Raw genomic sequence first — 17,242 nt, 5'->3', positions numbered from 1 at the left:
GCGCCGGTGAACGAGGAGCCCCGCGGCTCCGGCGGCTCCCGACTGCTGACGTTCGCCGCGTGGACGGTGTTGGTGCTCGGGCTGTGGTTGTGGGGGCGGGAGATCACCGGGGTTCCCGTACCGCCCGCAGGGCAGGCGGGGGGCGGCGGGGCGGCGGCCCCCGGCCTGCCGGTGGCGCACGCCCCACTGGCGGCGGCACCGCCCGCCCGGCTCGACGTACCGTCCCTGGGCATCCAGGCGCCGGTGATCTCGCGCGGCCTGGACCGCGTGGGGGCGATCGAGCCGCCCCCGTACGAGAACCCGGGCACGGTCGGCTGGTGGAGCGGCGGCACCCAGCCGGGCAAGGCCGGGACCGCCCTGCTGGTCGGCCACGTCGACACGCGGGCGAAGCCGGCGGTCTTCTACGGTCTGAGCACGGTCGGGCGGGGCGACAAGGTCGGCGTGGTCCGGGCGGACGGTTCCGTGGCCGAGTTCACGGTCGAGGACGTACGGGTCTACGAGCGGGCGGGCTTCGACCCGCAGAAGGCGTACGGCCCCAAGGTGCCGGGCCGCGCCGAGCTGCGGCTGGTGACCTGCGGCGGAACCTATGACAAGACGGCCAAGGAGTATTCGGCCAATGTGGTGGTCTCCGCCTACCTGACGGGTGTGAGGACGAGACCCGGTACGGCGGTGTGAGGAACGGGAACGAAGAAACCCCCGCAGCTTTCGCTGCGGGGGTTTCTCCCGTCTGTGCGCCGCCAGGGACTCGAACCCCGGACCCGCTGATTAAGAGTCAGCTGCTCTAACCAACTGAGCTAGCGGCGCTTGGTGACAGGCAAAACTCTACCCCACCTGCGGGAGTGCTCGTGACCAGCCGCGCCCGCGTTGTCCGATTAACCCATGTTTAGGGGGTTTGTCGTGCACGATATGTCTGGGCCGGGGCGAACCTGATGCCCCGCCAGACGCGTGCCCGGCCGGACGAGTGGACGAGCAAGGGGAGTGGACGGAACGCATGACGACGCAGCCTCCGGTGCATGTGCAGATGGCGCCATCGATGCGGATGCCGGTCTTCGAGGAGTACGAGCCCGCGGGCGATTGCGTGTGCCTGGGCTGTGTGCAGCGCCGGCGCGCCCTGGCCCGCGCGCGGGCCATACCGCTCCGGGACGGCGGGCACCCCGCCGCGCGCGGCGCCCGTCGCGCGCTGGTACTGGCCACGGCGGCCGGTGTGGTGCTGAGCGGCGGCGGCGCGACCGCCCTGGCGACGGCCCGTCCGGCACCCGGCCCGGGCCCGGTGAAACCGGCCGGCCCGGACCCGACGCGGCCGACGGCGCCGCCGGGACACGCGCGGCCGGGTGTCGGCCCGGGAAACGTGAGGCATGACGGTCCGGGTCACGCGACCCATGACGGTCCGGGGCATGGCGCCCATGACGGTCCGGGGCGCGCGAGACCCGACGTGCCGGGTCACGGGACGCCCACCGGGCCGGGGCCCGGGCATTCGGACGTTCCGGGCTCCCCCCAGGGCGGGCGGGCGCCACTGCACGGGCCGAAGGGGACCCCCGCCAAGCCCCCGGGCCTGCCCGGCGCGCCCACGGTGGCGCGGCGGATCGACCGGGCGACGATCATCAACCGGGCGAAGGTGTGGCTGGAGGAGCAGGTCCCGTACAGCATGTCCGACTACTGGTCGGACGGATACCGGCAGGACTGCTCGGGCTTCGTCTCCATGGCCTGGAACCTCGGCTCGAACGAATGGACCGGCAGCCTCGACAAGTTCGCCAAGAAGATCACCAAGGACGAGTTGCTGCCGGGGGACATGCTCCTCTTCCACAACCCCTCCGACCCCAACAACGGCTCGCACGTCACCCTCTTCGGCGGCTGGGTCGACGAGACGCGCACCCACTACATCGCCTACGAGCAGACGCGCCCGACCACGCGCAAACTGGCGACCCCCTACGGGTACTGGAACAACGCGACGAAGTACCTCCCGTACCGCTTCACCGGAGTGACCGGCGGACTCGTGGCGGACGGGACGGGCACCGACCCGAAGCCGACGGCTCCGTCCGCCTTCCCCGGGGCGGGGATGTTCGGGCCGGGCGCGAACAACGAATACGTTGCGCGCCTGGGCCGGATGCTGATCGACCGGGGCGGGCGCCGCTTCTACCCCAAGGGCCCCAGCACGAAGTGGAGCGATTCCGACCGGCTGGCGACCCAGGCCTTCCAGCAGGCGCAGGGCTGGACGGGCGCCGAGGCCGACGGCATCCCGGGCGCGCACACCTGGCGGCTGCTGGTCCAGGGCCAGGGCAACGACATCGTGCCCCTGCCCGACGCCGCGCCGGGTCCGGGCGGTCACCCCGCCTACCCGGGACCGGCGGCCTTCCGGCCGGGGCAGTCCGGCCCGGCCCTCGCCGCCCTCCGCCACCGGTTGGTGGCGAGGGGGTTCGGCAAGCACTACCCGTCCGGCCCGGGCTCGGTCTGGAGCGAGGCCGACCGCCGCAACGTCGAGGCGTTCCAGCGAGCGCAGGGCTGGCGCGGCTCCTCGGCCAACGGCTATCCGGGCCCGGAAACCTGGCGCCGGCTGTTCGCATGACGGAGGCAACGATGTACCCCACGCGCACGACGACCACGACGGGCACCTTCCCCGTCCCCCCGTTGCCGACGGCGACCTCGACGCCGCCGTCGGCCGACCCGCGCCGGACGCCCCGCCCGGGCCGCTGGACCACCCGCCCCCACTCCCACCCCACGGCCCCGTCCCCGTCGCCGGCCCGTACGGCGGCGACGGCCGCGGCCACGACCGTGGCGTCGGCTTGGCCGCCGCCTCCGCCCCCGATCGCGGCGGCGCCGATCCCGGGGCCGGCGCCGACCCCACCCCCCGCCCGCCCGGCGACCGCCCCTCAGCCGTCGCCCCAGGCACAAGACCCGAGCCCGGCGCGGGAGTCGGCCCCGACCTTGACCCCGGCCCGGAACCTGGGCCCGGCGCGGGACGCGACCCGGGAGCCGAACCCGGCGCGGGGGGCGGCTGCGCCCGAGTCCCCGGCCTGGGCCCCGTCCCGGAACCCGAATCCGGCGCGGGACGCCGGCACAGAGGCGGCTCCGTCCCTGGCTCCGTCCTGGACGCCGGACCGGGACCTGGGCCCGGCGCGGGAGGCGGCAGTCGAGGCAGCTCCGTCGCCGGCTCCGTCCTGGACGCCGGGCGGGGACTTCAGCCCGGCGCTGGACGCGGGCCGCGAGCCGAGCCGGGGCCGGGTCGTATCGGCCGGTCCCGGTGAGGCCTCGCCCGCGTCTCAGGTCCCGACCCGTTCGAACCTGGGCCGGACTCCCGCACCGGAGTTCGGTGCGGCCGGGGCGGTGCCTCCGCCTCCGCCCCCCGCCCCGGAGGGGGCCCCGATCGCGTCGCAGGCGGCTGCGACGGCGGAGCCGGTCGCGCCTGTTCCTCCCACGCGGCAGGCGACCCCGGCGCAGGACCTGAGCCCGGCTCAGGATGCGCCCCGGGAGCCGAGCCCGGCGCGGGGGGCGGCTTCGTCCCCGGCTCCGACCTGGACGGCGGGCCGGGACTTCAGCCCGGCGCGGGAGTCGGCCCCGACTTGGACCCCGGCCCGGAACCTGGGTCCGGCGCGGGAGGCGGGCACAGAGGCGGCTCCGGCCTGGGCCCCGTCCCGGGATCTGAATCCGGCGCAGGAGGTGGGCCGCGAGCCGGGTGCGGCGCGGGGGGCGGCTGTGTCCGAGTCCCCGGCCTGGGCCCCGTCCCGGGATCTGAATCCGGCGCGGGAGGTGGGCCGGGAGCCGAGCCCGGCGCGGGAGTCGGCCCCGACTTGGACCCCGGCTCGGAACCTGGGCCCCGCGAGGGAGGCGGGCACAGAGGCGGCTCCGTCCTGGACGCCGGGCCGAGACCTGGGCCCGGCGCGGGAGGCGCCAGTGGAGGCAGCTCCGTCGCCGGCTCCGGCCTGGGCCCCCTCCCGGGATCTGAATCCGGCGCGGGACGCGGACCGGGAGCCGGGACAGGGCCGGGTCGCGACGGCCGGTACCGGCGCGGCTGCTGCGGTGGCTCCGTCGGCGGCCTCGGCCCGGGGTCAGGAGGCCCCCGTAGCCGAGCCCGGCGCGCCCCTTTGCTCCGTCCGCTCGGTGCCCCCGGGTCACAGCCCGGAGCGGGAGCCGGCCGTCGGGCCTCCTCCTGCCACCCGGGCGGGAGCTCCGGCGACGCCACGGACCCCGACCTCGGCCCCGAAGGTGACGGGCCTCGGCGTGTGGCCGGCGGTGGTGCCCGGTCCGACGCCGCAGACGGCTCCGGCTCCGGTTGCCGTGCCTGCCGTGCCCCCGTCCCCCGCGGCGGCGGCCCCCGGCCCGGTCACGCCCCCGGCGGCTTCGGGTCCGGCCGTGCAGGCGGGCCAGTTCTCGGCCCGGGCTGCGGCCCCGTGGGCGGCGGCCTGCGACACCGCCCCGAGCGCGGCCTCCGCGGCGACTATGCCGCATGCCCCCGACCCCGCCAACGCGGCGGCCCCCGGCCCGGTCACGCCCCCGGCGGCTTCGGGTCCCGCCGTGCAGGCGGGCCAGTTCTCGGCCCGGGCCGCGGCCCCATACGCGGCGGCCTGCGACACCGCCCCGAGCGAGACCGACACCGCCCGGGTGCCGGTGCCGGCAGGCGGCGAGCGGCACGACCGGTCGGAGGTCGAAGCCCCCGACCCGGAGCCGGTGCTCGCCGGGGTGGGCCGGTCCGGTCCGGCCCACGACGCGCCCCACGACCGCGAGGCCGAGCACCCGCGTCCGCACCCGGACGGCATCCCGGCCGCCCGGGCACAGGGGGAGCCCGGCTCGTACATCCCCCATCCCCAGGAAGAGCCGCCCCCCGCCGCCCCCCGCCAGGGGGTCGTCGCGGATCTCGTCGGCCGGGCCGTCGCCCGCGTGCTGGGCCCCGGTGCCGAGGACGGCCGGGACGACGACCCCGACCTCCCGCACGCCGAACCCGTCCGCGGGGCCACCGTCACCGCCATCCCCGTACACCTCCCGTTCCTCGGGCAGTCCCGCCAACCGCTGCCGGCCGCCCACCCCCTGCCGCAGCCCTCCGCCCCCCGGGCCAAGCCGCACGCCGCCGGCCGCCGCGTCCCCCGCGGTGACGACAGCCTCCGCGAGCACCGCGGCCCCGTCCTGCCCGGCTGGGTCGCCGTCGGCATCGGCGGTCTCGCCCTCACCGGTTGCGCGGTGGTGCTCTGGCGGGCCGGCGCCGTCCCCGACGTCCTCGCCGCCGCCTTCGGGGCGGCGCCCCGCGCCTACCACGGGCTGCCCGCCACCTGCTGGCCCCCGCTCGCCTTCCTCGGCGTCGTCGCGCTGCTGGCCCTCGGCGGGCTCGGCCGCGCCAAGGCCGGCCACGCCTGGGTGCTGACCCTCTTCGGCCGCTACCGGGGCACCGTCCGCCGGACCGGGCTGACCTGGGTCAGTCCGCTCCTGCTGCGCCGCCGGGTCGACGTACGGCTGCGCCACTGGCGCAGTGAGCCCATGCCCGCCGTGGACGCCGGCGGCCTCGCGCTACAGGTCGTGGTGCAGGTGGTGTGGCAGGTCAAGGACACCGCCCGGGCCACCCTCGCCGTGGCCGACCACACCGAGTACCTCGCCGAGCAGGTGGAATCGGCCATGGCGAGGGTCCTGTCCCAACTGCCCGCCGACGCCTTCCACGAGGACGCCCCCACCCTGCGCGACGCCGAGGCCGTCGGCGACGCGCTGACCCGGATGGTGGCGGCCGAGACGGAAGCCGTCGGGATCGAGGTGTTCTCCGCGCAGCCCACCCGCATCGAGTACGCCCCCGAGGTCGCCGAGGCCATGCGCCGCCGCCGGGTCGCGGCGATCGACGCCAAGCACCGGGACACCGTCTTGACCTCGGTGGTCGACGCCGTCGACGACACCGTCCACCGGCTCACCTCGCGCGGGATCGTCGAGCTGGACGACTACGAGCGCAAGGCCCTGGTGAAGGACCTGACCGTCGCCTTCTACACGGGGCGCGCGGACCAGTAGCCGCCCGCGAGGACGGGCGGACGGAAGGACGCGGACGGAACAGGGAACGGGTGGCCGGTCACGACCGGACCACCCGTTCTCCCGTTGGTATGGACATGGCCAACTCCCGTCAATAACCTGGAACTTGGTCTAGACCTGATCGTCATCCCCACCGCACTCAACCCCACGCGTGCGCACGCTCTCCCGTCTGACTCCCCCCACGTCCAAGGAGCATCATGCGTCTCCTCCGCATGCCCAAACGGTCCGCCGCCGCGCTCGCCCTCGGCGTCCTGGCCGCCGTCACCTTCGCAGGCGCCCCCACCGCCAGCGGTCACGGCTACACCGACACCCCCATCAGCCGCCAGAAGCTCTGCGCCAACAAGAGCGTCCCCGACTGCGGCCCCATCCAGTGGGAGCCGCAGAGCGTCGAGGGCTACAAGGGCTTCCCGGCCGCCGGCCCCGCCGACGGCCAGATATGCTCCGGCGGCCACAGCGAGTTCGCCCAGCTCGACGACCCGCGCGGCGGCGCCTGGCCCGCCACCAACGTGACCGCCGGGCAGAGCTACTCCTTCCGGTGGCAGTTCACCGCCAACCACTCCACCACGGACTTCAAGTACTACGTCACCAAGAACGGCTGGGACCCGAAGAAGCCCCTCACCCGGGCCTCGCTCGACCCCCAGCCCTTCCTCACCGTCGCCTACAACGGCGCCCGCCCCGCCATGACCACCGTCCACCAGGGCACGATGCCCAGCGGGAAGACCGGCCGCCACATGATCCTGGCGGTCTGGACCGTGAACGACACCCCGATGGCCTTCTACGCCTGCTCCGACGTTCAGTTCTGACGTAACGTCAGCTAACCTCCGGCGGCATGCGGACGACACCCGAAACCCTCGCGGAGCTCATAGCGCGCCAATGGGGCGACCACCGGCCCGGGCTGAAGTACGAGCACACCGTCCTCACCCACCGCCAGAGCGCCCAGCAGGCCGCCGCACGCGCCGCGCTGCTCGTCGACCTCCTGCCGCCCGGGGCCGAGCCGCACATCGGGGTGCTGCTCGACAACACCCCAGAGTTCCCCTTCTGGCTCGGCGCGGCGGCCCTCGCGGGGGCCGCCGTCGCCGGGATCAACCCCACCCGGCGCGGCCCCGAGCTGGCCCGCGACATCCTGCACACCGACTGCCGCGTCCTGGTCACCGAGCCCACCCACCTGCCGCTGCTGCGCGGCCTCGACCTGCCCGGGGTGCGCATCCTGGTGACCGGCGGCGAGGAGTACGCCGACCTCCTCGCCCCCTATGCCGGCGCGGCCCCCGGCGAGGCGACGCTGGGCGGCGGCCCGACCCCCGGCTCCCGCCTGCTCCTCTACTTCACCTCCGGCTCGACCGGCGCCCCGAAGGCGGCCGTGTGCGGCCAGGGCCGCCTGGCCGCCGCCGGAGCCTCCCTGGCCGGCACCTTCCGGGTCACCCCGGACGACGTCCACTACATCTGCATGCCCCTCTTCCACGGCAACGCCGTCATCGCCGACTGGCTGCCCGCCCTCGCCGGCGGCGCCTCGGTCGCGCTGCGCCGTCGCTTTTCGGCCACCGCGTTCCTGAACGACGTACGGGCCCACGGTGCGACGTACTTCACCTACGTCGGCCGGGCCGTCCAGTACATCCTCGCCACCGAACCCCGCCCGGACGACCGCGACCACACCCTGCGCCTGGGTTTCGGAACCGAGGCCGGCGCGGTCGACGCGGCCCGCTTCGCCGATCGGTTCGGGGTCCGGCTGGTCGAGGGCTACGGGGCGACGGAGGGCGGCGCCTCCGTCCAACGCACCCCCGACACCCCGGCCGCCGCCCTGGGCCGGCCCGCACCCGGGGACGACCTCGCCGTCATCGACCCGGAGACGGGGAAGGAGTGCCCACCGGCCCGACTGGACGGACGGGGTCGCCTCCTCAACGGGGAGGAGGCCATAGGCGAGCTGGTCAACCGGGGCCGCAGCCTGTTCGAGGGCTACTGGCGCAACCCCGACGCGCAGGCGGCCCGCACCCGCGGAGGCTGGTACTGGACCGGTGACCTCTTCTTCCGCGACCCCGAGGGCTTCCTCTACTTCGCGGGGCGCACCGACGACCGGCTGAGGGTCGACAGCGAGAACCTGGCCGCGGCGGTGATCGAGAACATACTGGCCCGCTGGTCCGACGCCTCGGCGGTCGCCGTGTACGCGGTCCCGGACGAGGTCGCGGGGGACCAGGTGATGGCCGCCGTCGTCCCGCGCGCCGGCGTGCCCTTCGACCCGCGAGCCTTCGCCGCCTTCCTCGCGGCCCAACCCGACCTCGGCACGAAGATGGCCCCCCGCTACGTCCGCGTCCTCGCAGCCCTGCCCGTGACGGCGACCAACAAGATCCACCGAGTCGCCCTGCGCCGCGCCGGGTTCCTCGTCCCCGACCCGGTCTGGTGGCGCCCGCCGGGCGCCGACGACTACCGGCCCATGGACGGGGACGACCTGCGCACGCTGCTGGCGGCGTACGAGACCCAGGGCCGACGGGACCTCCTGGACCGCTGAGGCAACCCCTCGGCGCGGGCGTTCGTCTTACGGACCGAAGGGGGGTGCCATGAACGCCAAGACGACGACCGCCCTCGGCCGGTCGGTGGCGGCCGGGGCGCTGTGCGCGCTGCTCGCCGCATGCGGCACGCAGGTCGCGGGCCGGTCGGCAGGTCCGCCCTCGGGTGTCTCGGCCCCACCGACCTGTGCGCCCGAGCTTCCCACCGAGGAGGAGACCGGAGGCACTCCGAACATCCCCACCGAGGAGGAGACGGGCACTACGCCGAACGTCCCCACGGAGGAGGAGACGGGTGGTGCCCCGAACGGCCCCACGGAGGAGGAGACGGGCGCGTCGAACCCGCCGACCGACCAGGACGACGGGCTTCCCGGGCCGCCCACCGACGGTGCGCCGCCGTGCCGGGTGGTGGACGGCTGGTACGACATGACCCGCGAGTTCAACGAGTACTACGCCCGTCATCGCACGGACGAGGACACCCTCATGCCGGCGGGCAGCGTCACCCGGGTACGCATCCGGAAGACGGCCGGCGCCAACGAGGCGTGGATCACGTTCTCCACGGGGTCGGTCGGCAAGGGCGAGGGCGAGGACGCCCGCCGGGTGGCCCGGGTCTTCGGTGACTGGAGGCACGAGGTGTTCGGCGACCGGGGCACGGTCGGGGTGCGGACCGGGCAGGACGTCAAGGTCACCACGTCCTGGTGATCGGCGGAGGTCCGCTATTGGTTTTGAGCACCCCCGGGGACCAGGTAGTATTTTCTCTGTCAGGCGCCGCTAGCTCAGTTGGTTAGAGCAGCTGACTCTTAATCAGCGGGTCCGGGGTTCGAGTCCCTGGCGGCGCACCTGTACTTCGGGCGGTTCCCGGTTCACCGGGAACCGCCCGAAGTGTTTTCCGGCCTCGTGCCCACGATCCCGCGCCCCGATCCCGTGCCCGCGGCCCCTGCCCCGGTCGTCTGTGTCCGGTCAGAGCGTGAGCGACAGCAGCAGCGGTGCGGCCCTGCGGTTCAGCGCGTCCGCGGCGGCCCGCAGGCGGTGGGCGTGCTCGACCGGCATCGACAGGGCCAGGCAGCCGACGGAGGCTCCGGCGGTGATCGGGACGGCCGCGCAGACCGTGCCGACGGCGTACTCCTGGAGGTCGAGCACGGGGACGGTGGCAGGCTGACTGTCGAGCTTCGAGAACAGGATGCGCTCGTTCACGATCGTCTTCGACGTGAGTCGGGCGATCTTGTGTCGGGCCAGGTGGTCGCGGCGCCCGTTCTGGTCGAGCTGGGTTAGCAGGCACTTGCCGACCGCGCTGGCGTGCGCAGCGGAGCGGAAGTCGACCCACTCGTGCACCTTCGGGGTGCGCGGGCTGTCCGCGAACTGTGTGATGCGGACCTCGCCGTCCACGTACCGGCTGATGTAGACGGCCGCGCCGACCGAGTCGCGCAACCGGTCCAGGGTCTCCTGGAGCTTCTCCTGCAACGCCTGTTTCCGGTCGGTCCCCGAGCCGAGCAGGACCAGGGAGTCCCCTATGGCGTAGGCGCCGTCGGACACCTGTAGGACGTAGCCCTCCCGGCGCAGCATGAGGAGCATCGGCGCGAGATGGGCCGCGGGCAGGCCGGTCTCACGTGCGATCTGTGCGTCCGTCACGCCACCGGTGTGGCGCGCGATCGTTTCGAGTACGCGAAGGGCGTACTGCACCGAGTGGAACGGCGCGGTCGGCTCCGGCTTCAGCGCCACGGTTTCCCCCTACCAGGTTGTTACCGCTTGCCCTACCACGATAGCCATCAAGAGGCCCATCCGGAGCGCCTGTTGGAGAGATTGATGGCTCAATCAAGTCGCTTCTTCAGCAGGTATCCGACTGGCATATGCCACAGGCAAGAACTTCTTTCCGGTCTGCCGGGAATGCCCGGCCTCGGCCCACGGTTCGACTTCTTCGTACGGACGTGAAGGAGAGCGGCATGGGACGGGAGCGACGATGAGTGACGCCGGGGACGCCGGAGACAACCGGACGGGCGTGGGCGCGACCGCGGGCGCGAACGTGAGTACGGGGGAGGTACCGGGCGCACGCACGGGAGCGGGTGCCGAGACCGGCACGGCCCCCGCGCACCCCGTCCGCGGTGTGGCCAAGGGCCGGGCGCCGGTGCCGCTCTCGGTGCTGGACCTCGTCACCGTCGGGGCGGGCGGCACCGCGCACGAGTCGCTGCGCACCAGCGTGGCGATATCCCGGCTCGCGGAGTCCCGCGGCTACCAACGGCACTGGGTCGCCGAGCACCACTCCATGCCCGGCGTGGCCAGCTCCTCCCCGGCGGTGATCCTCGCCCACCTCGCCGCCCACACCTCCCGCATCCGGCTGGGATCGGGCGGCGTCATGTTGCCCAACCACGCCCCGCTGGCCGTCGCCGAGCAGTTCGGGACGCTGGAGGCCTTCGCCCCGGGCCGGATCGACCTCGGCCTCGGTCGCGCCCCCGGGACCGACCCCGGCACGGCGGCCGCGCTGCGCGGACCGGCGCGGGCGGAGGAGGCGCACGACGAGTTCCCGCGCCGCCTCGGGGAGCTGATCCGCTTCCTCGACGACAGCTTCCCCGACGGGCACCCCTACGCCCGGGTGCACGCCGTGCCCGGACCGGTCCAGGGCCCCACGGGCCGGCCCCCGGTGTGGTTGCTCGGCTCCTCCGGGTTCAGCGCCCGCCTGGCCGGCGAGTTGGGCCTGCCCTTCGCGTACGCCCACCACTTCTCCGCCGCGGGCACGCTGCCCGCGCTCGACCTGTACCGGCAGAGCTTCCGTCCCTCGGCGGTGCTGGACGCCCCGTACGCCGTGATCGGGGTGTCGGCGCTGGCCGCGGAGAGCGAGGTTGAGGCCAGGGCGCAGGTGCTCACGGGCGCGCTGTCGATGCTCCGACTGCGCTCCGGCCGGCCCGGCCTCGTCCCGACGCCCGAGGAGGCGGCCGCGTACCCCTTCTCGGCCCTGGAGAAGGAGTTCGTGGACGGCTGGACGGCGAACATCGTGCACGGCACGCCGGATCAGGTCCGTTCCGGGCTCGACGCGCTGGTCGCGCGGACCGGTGCGGACGAGCTGATGCTGACGGCCAACGCCCACGGCGGAGCGGCCCGGTTGCGCTCCTACGGTCTCGTAGCAGATGCGTACGAGATGCCGGTGGAGGGCTCGCTTCCGGCTTGAGCGGAGGTGAACCGGGTTCGGCTGGTTTGTTGCCGAAACCTTGCGGAAGCGTGGCTTAGGAGAGGCTTAAACCGCTCGTCACCCGGGGTGGCGAGCGGTTTTTGACGTGCGCTCAACTCTCTGACGAGCGCATTTGACCGTGGAATGGTCTAGTCCTTCTTTGGTTCAAACCATTGACTGGGGTGCGGAGTGATCGCTATCACTTCTCTCACCCGAAGCTGACGCATCCCCTCCCACCCCCACGGAGTCAGTTCATGCACATCCGTAAACCCCTCATCGCGGCCGCCGTCACGGCCGCGCTGGCAGCCGGAGCGCCGGCCACCTTCGCGGGACTCGGCACCGCACAGGCCGCGGGCGCCGCCACCACGGCGACCGCGGGCAACGTCAAGATCGCCTACTACGACCAGTGGAGCGTGTACGGGAACGCCTTCTACCCCAAGCAGCTCGACACCCGGGGCATAGCGGGCAAGCTGGACGTCATCAACTACTCGTTCGGCAACATCCACCCCACCGACCTCACCTGCTTCGAGGCCAACAAGGCGGCGGGCGACGACAACAACGCCAGTGCCGGTGACGGCGCGGGCGACTCCTACGCCGACTACCAGAAGTCGTTCGGCGCGGCGGACAGCGTCAGCGGTGTCGCCGACAAGTGGGACCAGCCGATCGTGGGCGTCTTCAACCAGTTCAAGCAACTCAAGGCGAAGTACCCGAACCTCAAGATCAACATATCGATCGGCGGGTGGACGTACTCGAAGTACTTCAGTGACGCGGCGAAGACCGACGCCTCCCGCAAGAAGCTCGTCTCCTCCTGTATCGACCAGTACATCAAGGGCAACCTGCCCGTCGAGGGCGGCTACGGCGGCCCGGGCAGCGCGGCCGGGATCTTCGACGGCATCGACATCGACTGGGAGTACCCCGGCTCGGCGGGCGGCCACCTCGGCAACCACTACGCCGACGAGGACAAGCAGAACTTCACGCTGCTGCTCAAGGAGTTCCGTACCCAGCTCGACGCCTACGGGGCCGCCAACGGCGGCAAGAAGTACCTGCTGACCTCCGCGCTCCCGGCCGGCCAGGACAAGATCAAGTACATCGAGACGGACAAGATCGGCGCGTACCTCGACTACGCGAACATCATGACCTACGACATGCACGGCGCCTGGGACGGCGACGGGCCGACGTACCACCAGTCCCCGCTCTACCCCTCGGCGGCCGACCCGACCGACCCGATCGCGCCCGGCACCGAGAAGTACAACATCAAGAACGCCATCGACTCCTGGCTCGACGGGAACCCGGCCTACGGCATCACGGGCGGCTTCCCCGCGAACAAGCTGACGCTGGGCTACGAGTTCTACTACCGCGGCTGGAAGGGCGTCCCCGCCGGGGCCACCAACGGCCTCGCCCAGACCGCGACCGGTCCCTCCGCCGCCCGACCCACCAGCCAGCAGGCCGGCATCGCCAACTACAAGGAACTCGGCGGCATCGTCGACAACCCGGCCGTCTCCTTCTGGGACGACCAGGCCAAGGCCTCCTACTTCTACAAGGACGGCGAGTTCTTCACCGGCCTGAACCAGAGGTCCATCCAGGCCCGGGTCGACTACGGCAAGCAGCGCGGCCTGGCCGGCGCGATGATGTACTCCCTGCTCGGCCTGGACGACAAGGCCACGCTGCTGGGCCAGATCTCCACCGCCCTCGGCGGCTCCACCCAGCCGACCCCCACCCCGACCGCGACCCCCACGCCGACGTCCACCCCGAGCCCGACCGCGACCCCGACCCCCACCGCCACGCCCACGACGGGCTGCACCGCCCCCGCCTACGTCGCCGGCACGGTCTACACCGGTGGCAGCGAGGTCTCGCACAAGGGCCACAAGTGGAAGGCGCAGTGGTGGACGCAGAACGAGGAGCCCGGCACCACCGGTGAATGGGGTGTCTGGAAGGACCTCGGCGCCTGCTGATCTCCCCCCACCCCGCGCCGAGCGACCCTCCGCCCCCGCCCCCGCCAGGGGTGCGGGGCGGAGGCGTGCCCCACGGCGACCCCGCCCTGGGGGCACCTCCCGGCGGTAGCCGGGGGAGGCACTTCGACGACAGGGCCTAGCGGAGGTCCCCGGTCTCCGGGCGGGTGCCGATCATCTCCGCGATGCGCTCGGGGGCCACCGCGCGGGAGTAGAGCCAGCCTTGGCCCGTGTCGCAGCCCACGCGGCGCAGACGGGCCGCCTGCCCTGCCGTCTCCACGCACTCCGCCGTCACCGTCAGGCCCAGCCGGTGCGCCAGCTGGACCAGGGCCTCCACGATGGTCTCGTCGGCCGGGTTCGGGTGGGCGCCCTCCTCGTAGCGGAAGCCGCGCACGAAGGAGCCGTCCAGCTTGAGCACCGACACCGGCAGCCTGCTGAGGTAGGCCAGGTTCGAGTACCCGGTGCCGAAGTCGTCGATGGCGATCCGTACGCCCATGTCGCTCAGCGCCTGGAGCGCCTGCAACGGCCGGCCCGCCGAGCCCATCACCGCCGACTCCGTCAGCTCCAGCTGGAGCAACTGCGGCGCCAGCCCCGTCTCCGCGAGGATCTCCGCGACATCCCCCACCAGGTCCGAGTCCCACACCTGCCGCACCGCCACGTTCACCGACACGAACACCGGCGCGTCGCTCGGCTGCTCGATCTGCCAGCGCCGCGCCTGCCGACAGGCGGTCCGCAGCACCCACCGACCCAACTGGACGATCGAACCGTCCTCTTCCGCAATTCCGATGAACCGATTCGGCGTCAACGTCCCGAACTGCGGGTGGTTCCAGCGCACCAGCGCCTCCACCCCGCGCACCGCGCCGCTCTCCAGGTCCACCAGCGGCTGGTACTCCAACTCGAACTCGCCCCGCTCGACGGCCCGCCGCAGCGTGGAGGAGAGCGCCTGCCGGGTCATCCGGTGCGCGTTGCGCTCCGGGTCGAACAGCGTCCAGCGGGCCTTGCCGTCCGCCTTCGCCCAGTACAGGGTCGTGTCCGCCGCCTGCATCAGCCCGGTCGCCGAGGTCCCGGCGGCGGCGCGTTCCACCACACCGATGGACGCCGACACCGACAGCCGCTGCCCGGCCAGGTCGAACGGCTCCTGCACGGCGGCCAGGACGCCGCGCGCCAGCTCCGCGAGCTGCTCCGTCCCGGTGGAGTCCTCGACCAGCAGGGCGAACTCGTCCCCGCCGAGCCGTGCCACGAGGTGCCCGCTGGTGCGCCCGTAGCCGGCCTGGTCGGCGCACTGGGTCAGCCGGGCCGCCACGGCGGTCAGCAGCCGGTCGCCGACGCGGTGGCCGAGGGTGTCGTTGACCGCCTTGAAGCCGTCGAGGTCCAGGTAGCACAGGCCGATCCGGCCCGTGCCGCCGTCCTCGTACGAGGCGGCCTCCAGGGCGGCGGAGAGCCGTTCGAAGAACAGGGCCCGGTTGGGCAGGCGGGTCACGGGGTCGTGCATCCGGAGGTGGCGCAGACGGGCCTGGAGGTCGCGCCGGTCACTGATGTCGGCAACGGACAACAGGACGTCGCGGGTTCCGGGCACGGGCCCCAACGTCACCTCCGTCCACAACGAGTGCCCGTCGGGGTGCTTGAGCCGACGGGTGCAGCGCAGCCGGGCCTGGCGACCGCGGAGCACCTCCTGGTACGCGTGCCGGGTTCGGGCCTCCGCGGTCAGGTCGACCAGCTCGGCCGCGGCCTGCTCGACGAGTTCGTGCGGGGTGGAGCCCAGCAGCGCGGCCAAGGCCTGGTTGGCGGCGACGACGTAGCCCTCGCGGTCGACGACGGCCATCGCGAGGTGGGCCGCGTCGAAGGCGGCCCGGAAGTCGCGTGCCCCCGGCGCGGGCCTGGAGGACGAGGTCGGCATCGACGGATTCTCCGGCTCGCTCGACATGCCCGGCAGGGCCGGCACCGCTGGGTGACGCTCCGTGACGGCCGATCGGATGCGGTCGGCCGCCGAACCGGTTCCCTCTGAGGTTCCGCTCACCGTTGGCTCCCGCAGTGCTCGTGAGTGTCCGTGCAGGAAAGTGTGCCGATCATAGAGGCTGCCGGACGGCCCTATCCAGCGGCGTCGCCGGTCGGAGGGACGTACTTCGGCGGGCTGACGCCGTGATGACGGTCCGTCGGCCTCTGTCGGTCGATCGTTTCTGCGCGGCTGTGAGCATGCGGGGTCCGCTGCTGTTCTCGGGTGATCGGTCGTGACGGTCCGTAGACAGGTCCGTGAAGTCCGGGGGTCACCGACTTGCCCGAGTGCTCACTCATGTGGGGCACCGGAACAGGGCATAAGTAAGACAATCGCCTCAAGGTGGACGGAAGGGTACGAATCCATCACCGGAGGTCGATGTGCCGCCCCATCAGACACCCGGGGGAGTGGACCATCCCGGCATCCGAAGTGCCGCGGCGGTCCTCACCTCCATGGCGGCGGTCGCCGCCATGTCGCTCGTCGCCACCCCCACCGCCGCCGCGTCCGGCGCCGGCCCCTGCACCCTGACCCGTACGGCCGCGCACCACTCCCTCGGCCTGGACACCTGGAACCGCGCCTACCCGAGGCCGGTCCGCACCCTGAACGCGGTCATGGTCTTCCTCTCCTTCCCCGACCACCGCGCCGCCGTCACCCCCGACGAACTGACCCACGACTACTTCCCCGCCACCAGCGACTTCTTCGAACGCGCCTCCTACGGGCGGTTCCGCCTGGTCCCGCACCCGCAGAAGCGATGGATCGCGATGCCCAAGCCGTCCACGGCGTACGGGATGCAACGCGACTGGGCCCCGGAGGCCCGGGCGAGCTACCTGCGCGACGCGGTCGCGGCCGCCGACCCGACGGTGGACTTCGGCAAGTACGACGTCGTGTACTTCGTCGCCGACCCCAACGCGCCCGGAGTGGACTCGGACGCCACCAAGGTCGTCAACTTCGATCGGCCCCTGGTCGCCGACGGTACCGAGCTGAGGCGGATCGTGACCGTCTTCGAGCGGCACCCGCCGGACCGCAACGTCCTGGCGCACGAGACCGGACACGTCTTCGACCTGCCCGACCTCTACCACCGGCCGACGGACGGCAAGGGCGACTGGGACACCTACGTCGGGGACTGGGACGTCATGGGCAGCCAGTTCGGGATGGCCCCGGATCTGTTCGCCTGGCACAAGTGGAAGCTGGGCTGGCTCGACGCCTCCCAGGTGGACTGCGTTCCCTCCGGGACCTCCCTGCACACCCTCCAGCCGATCGCCGAAGGCGTCCCGAGGGGCGGCTCCGGCGGGACCCGGCTGGCGGTGGTCCGCACCGGACCGGGCAGCGCCATCGCCATCGAGGCCCGCGGCTCCGCCGGCAACGACGGGGACACCTGTACGGAGGGCGTCCTGGTCTACCGCGTCCGCAACGAGCCGGCCTCGGGCGGCGGCCCGATCGAGGTGCTGGACGGTCACCCGCGCACGGAGGCGTGCTGGGACCGTTCGGTCTACCCGCCGCTGGCGGACGCCCCGCTGGAGGTGGGGGAGACGTTCACGGTGCCGGGTGAGCGCATCCGGATCGAGGTGGCGGACCGCACCCCCTCGGGCGCGTACACCGTCAAGATCACGACGTAGTGGGCACGACGTGGCGTCCCGGCGCGGCGGTGCCG

At 73.2% G+C, this 17,242-nt stretch carries 11 protein-coding genes and 2 tRNA genes; 10 read left to right on the top strand and 3 right to left on the bottom strand.

What is annotated here, in order from left to right; genetic code table 11:
* Positions 1 to 6: 6 nt before the first annotated feature.
* Positions 7 to 675 carry a class F sortase gene (locus E6R62_RS17485; protein ID WP_136214375.1) on the top strand — a complete coding sequence of 223 codons (669 nt, stop codon included), beginning with the start codon at positions 7 to 9 and terminating at the stop codon, positions 673 to 675.
* Positions 676 to 730: 55 nt separating this feature from the next.
* Here the strand turns inward: E6R62_RS17485 and E6R62_RS17480 are convergent.
* Positions 731 to 804 (bottom strand) — tRNA-Lys (locus tag E6R62_RS17480).
* A 229-nt stretch (positions 805 to 1,033) separates the two neighbouring features.
* Between E6R62_RS17480 and E6R62_RS17475 the strand changes: the two genes are divergently transcribed.
* The 6 genes from E6R62_RS17475 (at position 1,034) to E6R62_RS17450 (ending at position 9,328) form a co-directional block, all read left to right on the top strand.
* Entirely contained in the window at positions 1,034 to 2,563 is a 1,530-nt protein-coding gene (locus tag E6R62_RS17475; RefSeq protein WP_136214458.1) for a peptidoglycan-binding protein, read from the top strand.
* Between the two features lie 1,718 nt (positions 2,564 to 4,281).
* Complete coding sequence (locus E6R62_RS17470) at positions 4,282 to 5,976, top strand: SPFH domain-containing protein (protein ID WP_240801725.1); 1,695 nt, start codon at positions 4,282 to 4,284, stop codon at positions 5,974 to 5,976.
* Between the two features lie 230 nt (positions 5,977 to 6,206).
* Positions 6,207 to 6,797, top strand: coding sequence for a lytic polysaccharide monooxygenase (locus E6R62_RS17465; protein ID WP_136214456.1), 591 nt, complete (start codon positions 6,207 to 6,209; stop codon positions 6,795 to 6,797).
* A 26-nt stretch (positions 6,798 to 6,823) separates the two neighbouring features.
* Positions 6,824 to 8,494 carry an AMP-binding protein gene (locus E6R62_RS17460; protein ID WP_136214374.1) on the top strand — a complete coding sequence of 557 codons (1,671 nt, stop codon included), beginning with the start codon at positions 6,824 to 6,826 and terminating at the stop codon, positions 8,492 to 8,494.
* A 49-nt stretch (positions 8,495 to 8,543) separates the two neighbouring features.
* Complete coding sequence (locus E6R62_RS17455) at positions 8,544 to 9,191, top strand: hypothetical protein (protein WP_136214373.1); 648 nt, start codon at positions 8,544 to 8,546, stop codon at positions 9,189 to 9,191.
* Between the two features lie 63 nt (positions 9,192 to 9,254).
* Positions 9,255 to 9,328 (top strand) — tRNA-Lys (locus E6R62_RS17450).
* Between the two features lie 121 nt (positions 9,329 to 9,449).
* Here E6R62_RS17450 and E6R62_RS17445 read toward each other — a convergent pair.
* Entirely contained in the window at positions 9,450 to 10,208 is a 759-nt protein-coding gene (locus E6R62_RS17445; protein ID WP_136214372.1) for an IclR family transcriptional regulator, read from the bottom strand.
* A gap of 238 nt (positions 10,209 to 10,446) precedes the next feature.
* Here E6R62_RS17445 and E6R62_RS17440 point away from each other — a divergent pair, with 238 nt between their 5' ends.
* Positions 10,447 to 11,649: an LLM class flavin-dependent oxidoreductase gene (locus tag E6R62_RS17440; protein WP_136214371.1), complete on the top strand. Its 1,203-nt coding sequence runs from the start codon at positions 10,447 to 10,449 to the stop codon at positions 11,647 to 11,649.
* A gap of 254 nt (positions 11,650 to 11,903) precedes the next feature.
* The gene (locus tag E6R62_RS17435; protein WP_136214370.1) at positions 11,904 to 13,601 is read left to right on the top strand and encodes a glycosyl hydrolase family 18 protein; all 1,698 of its coding nucleotides are present in this window, start codon (positions 11,904 to 11,906) and stop codon (positions 13,599 to 13,601) included.
* A gap of 136 nt (positions 13,602 to 13,737) precedes the next feature.
* On the opposite strand, the gene E6R62_RS17430 is transcribed toward E6R62_RS17435, so the two are convergent.
* Positions 13,738 to 15,495 carry a bifunctional diguanylate cyclase/phosphodiesterase gene (locus E6R62_RS17430; RefSeq protein WP_240801724.1) on the bottom strand — a complete coding sequence of 586 codons (1,758 nt, stop codon included), beginning with the start codon at positions 15,493 to 15,495 and terminating at the stop codon, positions 13,738 to 13,740.
* 476 nt (positions 15,496 to 15,971) lie between these two features.
* On the opposite strand from E6R62_RS17430, the gene E6R62_RS17425 reads away from it, so the two are divergent.
* Positions 15,972 to 17,207 carry a M6 family metalloprotease domain-containing protein gene (locus E6R62_RS17425; RefSeq protein ID WP_136214369.1) on the top strand — a complete coding sequence of 412 codons (1,236 nt, stop codon included), beginning with the start codon at positions 15,972 to 15,974 and terminating at the stop codon, positions 17,205 to 17,207.
* The last annotated feature ends 35 nt before the right edge of the window (positions 17,208 to 17,242 follow it).

It is taken from the genome of Streptomyces sp. A1136 (genome assembly GCF_004795055.1).
Lineage (GTDB): Bacteria > Actinomycetota > Actinomycetes > Streptomycetales > Streptomycetaceae > Streptomyces.
Note: the sequence above shows the minus strand (reverse complement) of the source record. Positions and strands in the feature narration are given on the sequence as shown.

Coding starts and splice junctions, on each gene's coding strand:
- E6R62_RS17475 (WP_136214458.1), top strand. CDS start 1,034: ATGCGGATGCCGGTCTTCGAGGAGTACGAGCCCGCGGGCGATTGCGTG.
- E6R62_RS17465 (WP_136214456.1), top strand. CDS start 6,207: ATGCCCAAACGGTCCGCCGCCGCGCTCGCCCTCGGCGTCCTGGCCGCC.
- E6R62_RS17460 (WP_136214374.1), top strand. CDS start 6,824: ATGCGGACGACACCCGAAACCCTCGCGGAGCTCATAGCGCGCCAATGG.
- E6R62_RS17455 (WP_136214373.1), top strand. CDS start 8,544: ATGAACGCCAAGACGACGACCGCCCTCGGCCGGTCGGTGGCGGCCGGG.
- E6R62_RS17440 (WP_136214371.1), top strand. CDS start 10,447: ATGAGTGACGCCGGGGACGCCGGAGACAACCGGACGGGCGTGGGCGCG.
- E6R62_RS17435 (WP_136214370.1), top strand. CDS start 11,904: ATGCACATCCGTAAACCCCTCATCGCGGCCGCCGTCACGGCCGCGCTG.
- E6R62_RS17430 (WP_240801724.1), bottom strand. CDS start 15,495: ATGCCGACCTCGTCCTCCAGGCCCGCGCCGGGGGCACGCGACTTCCGG.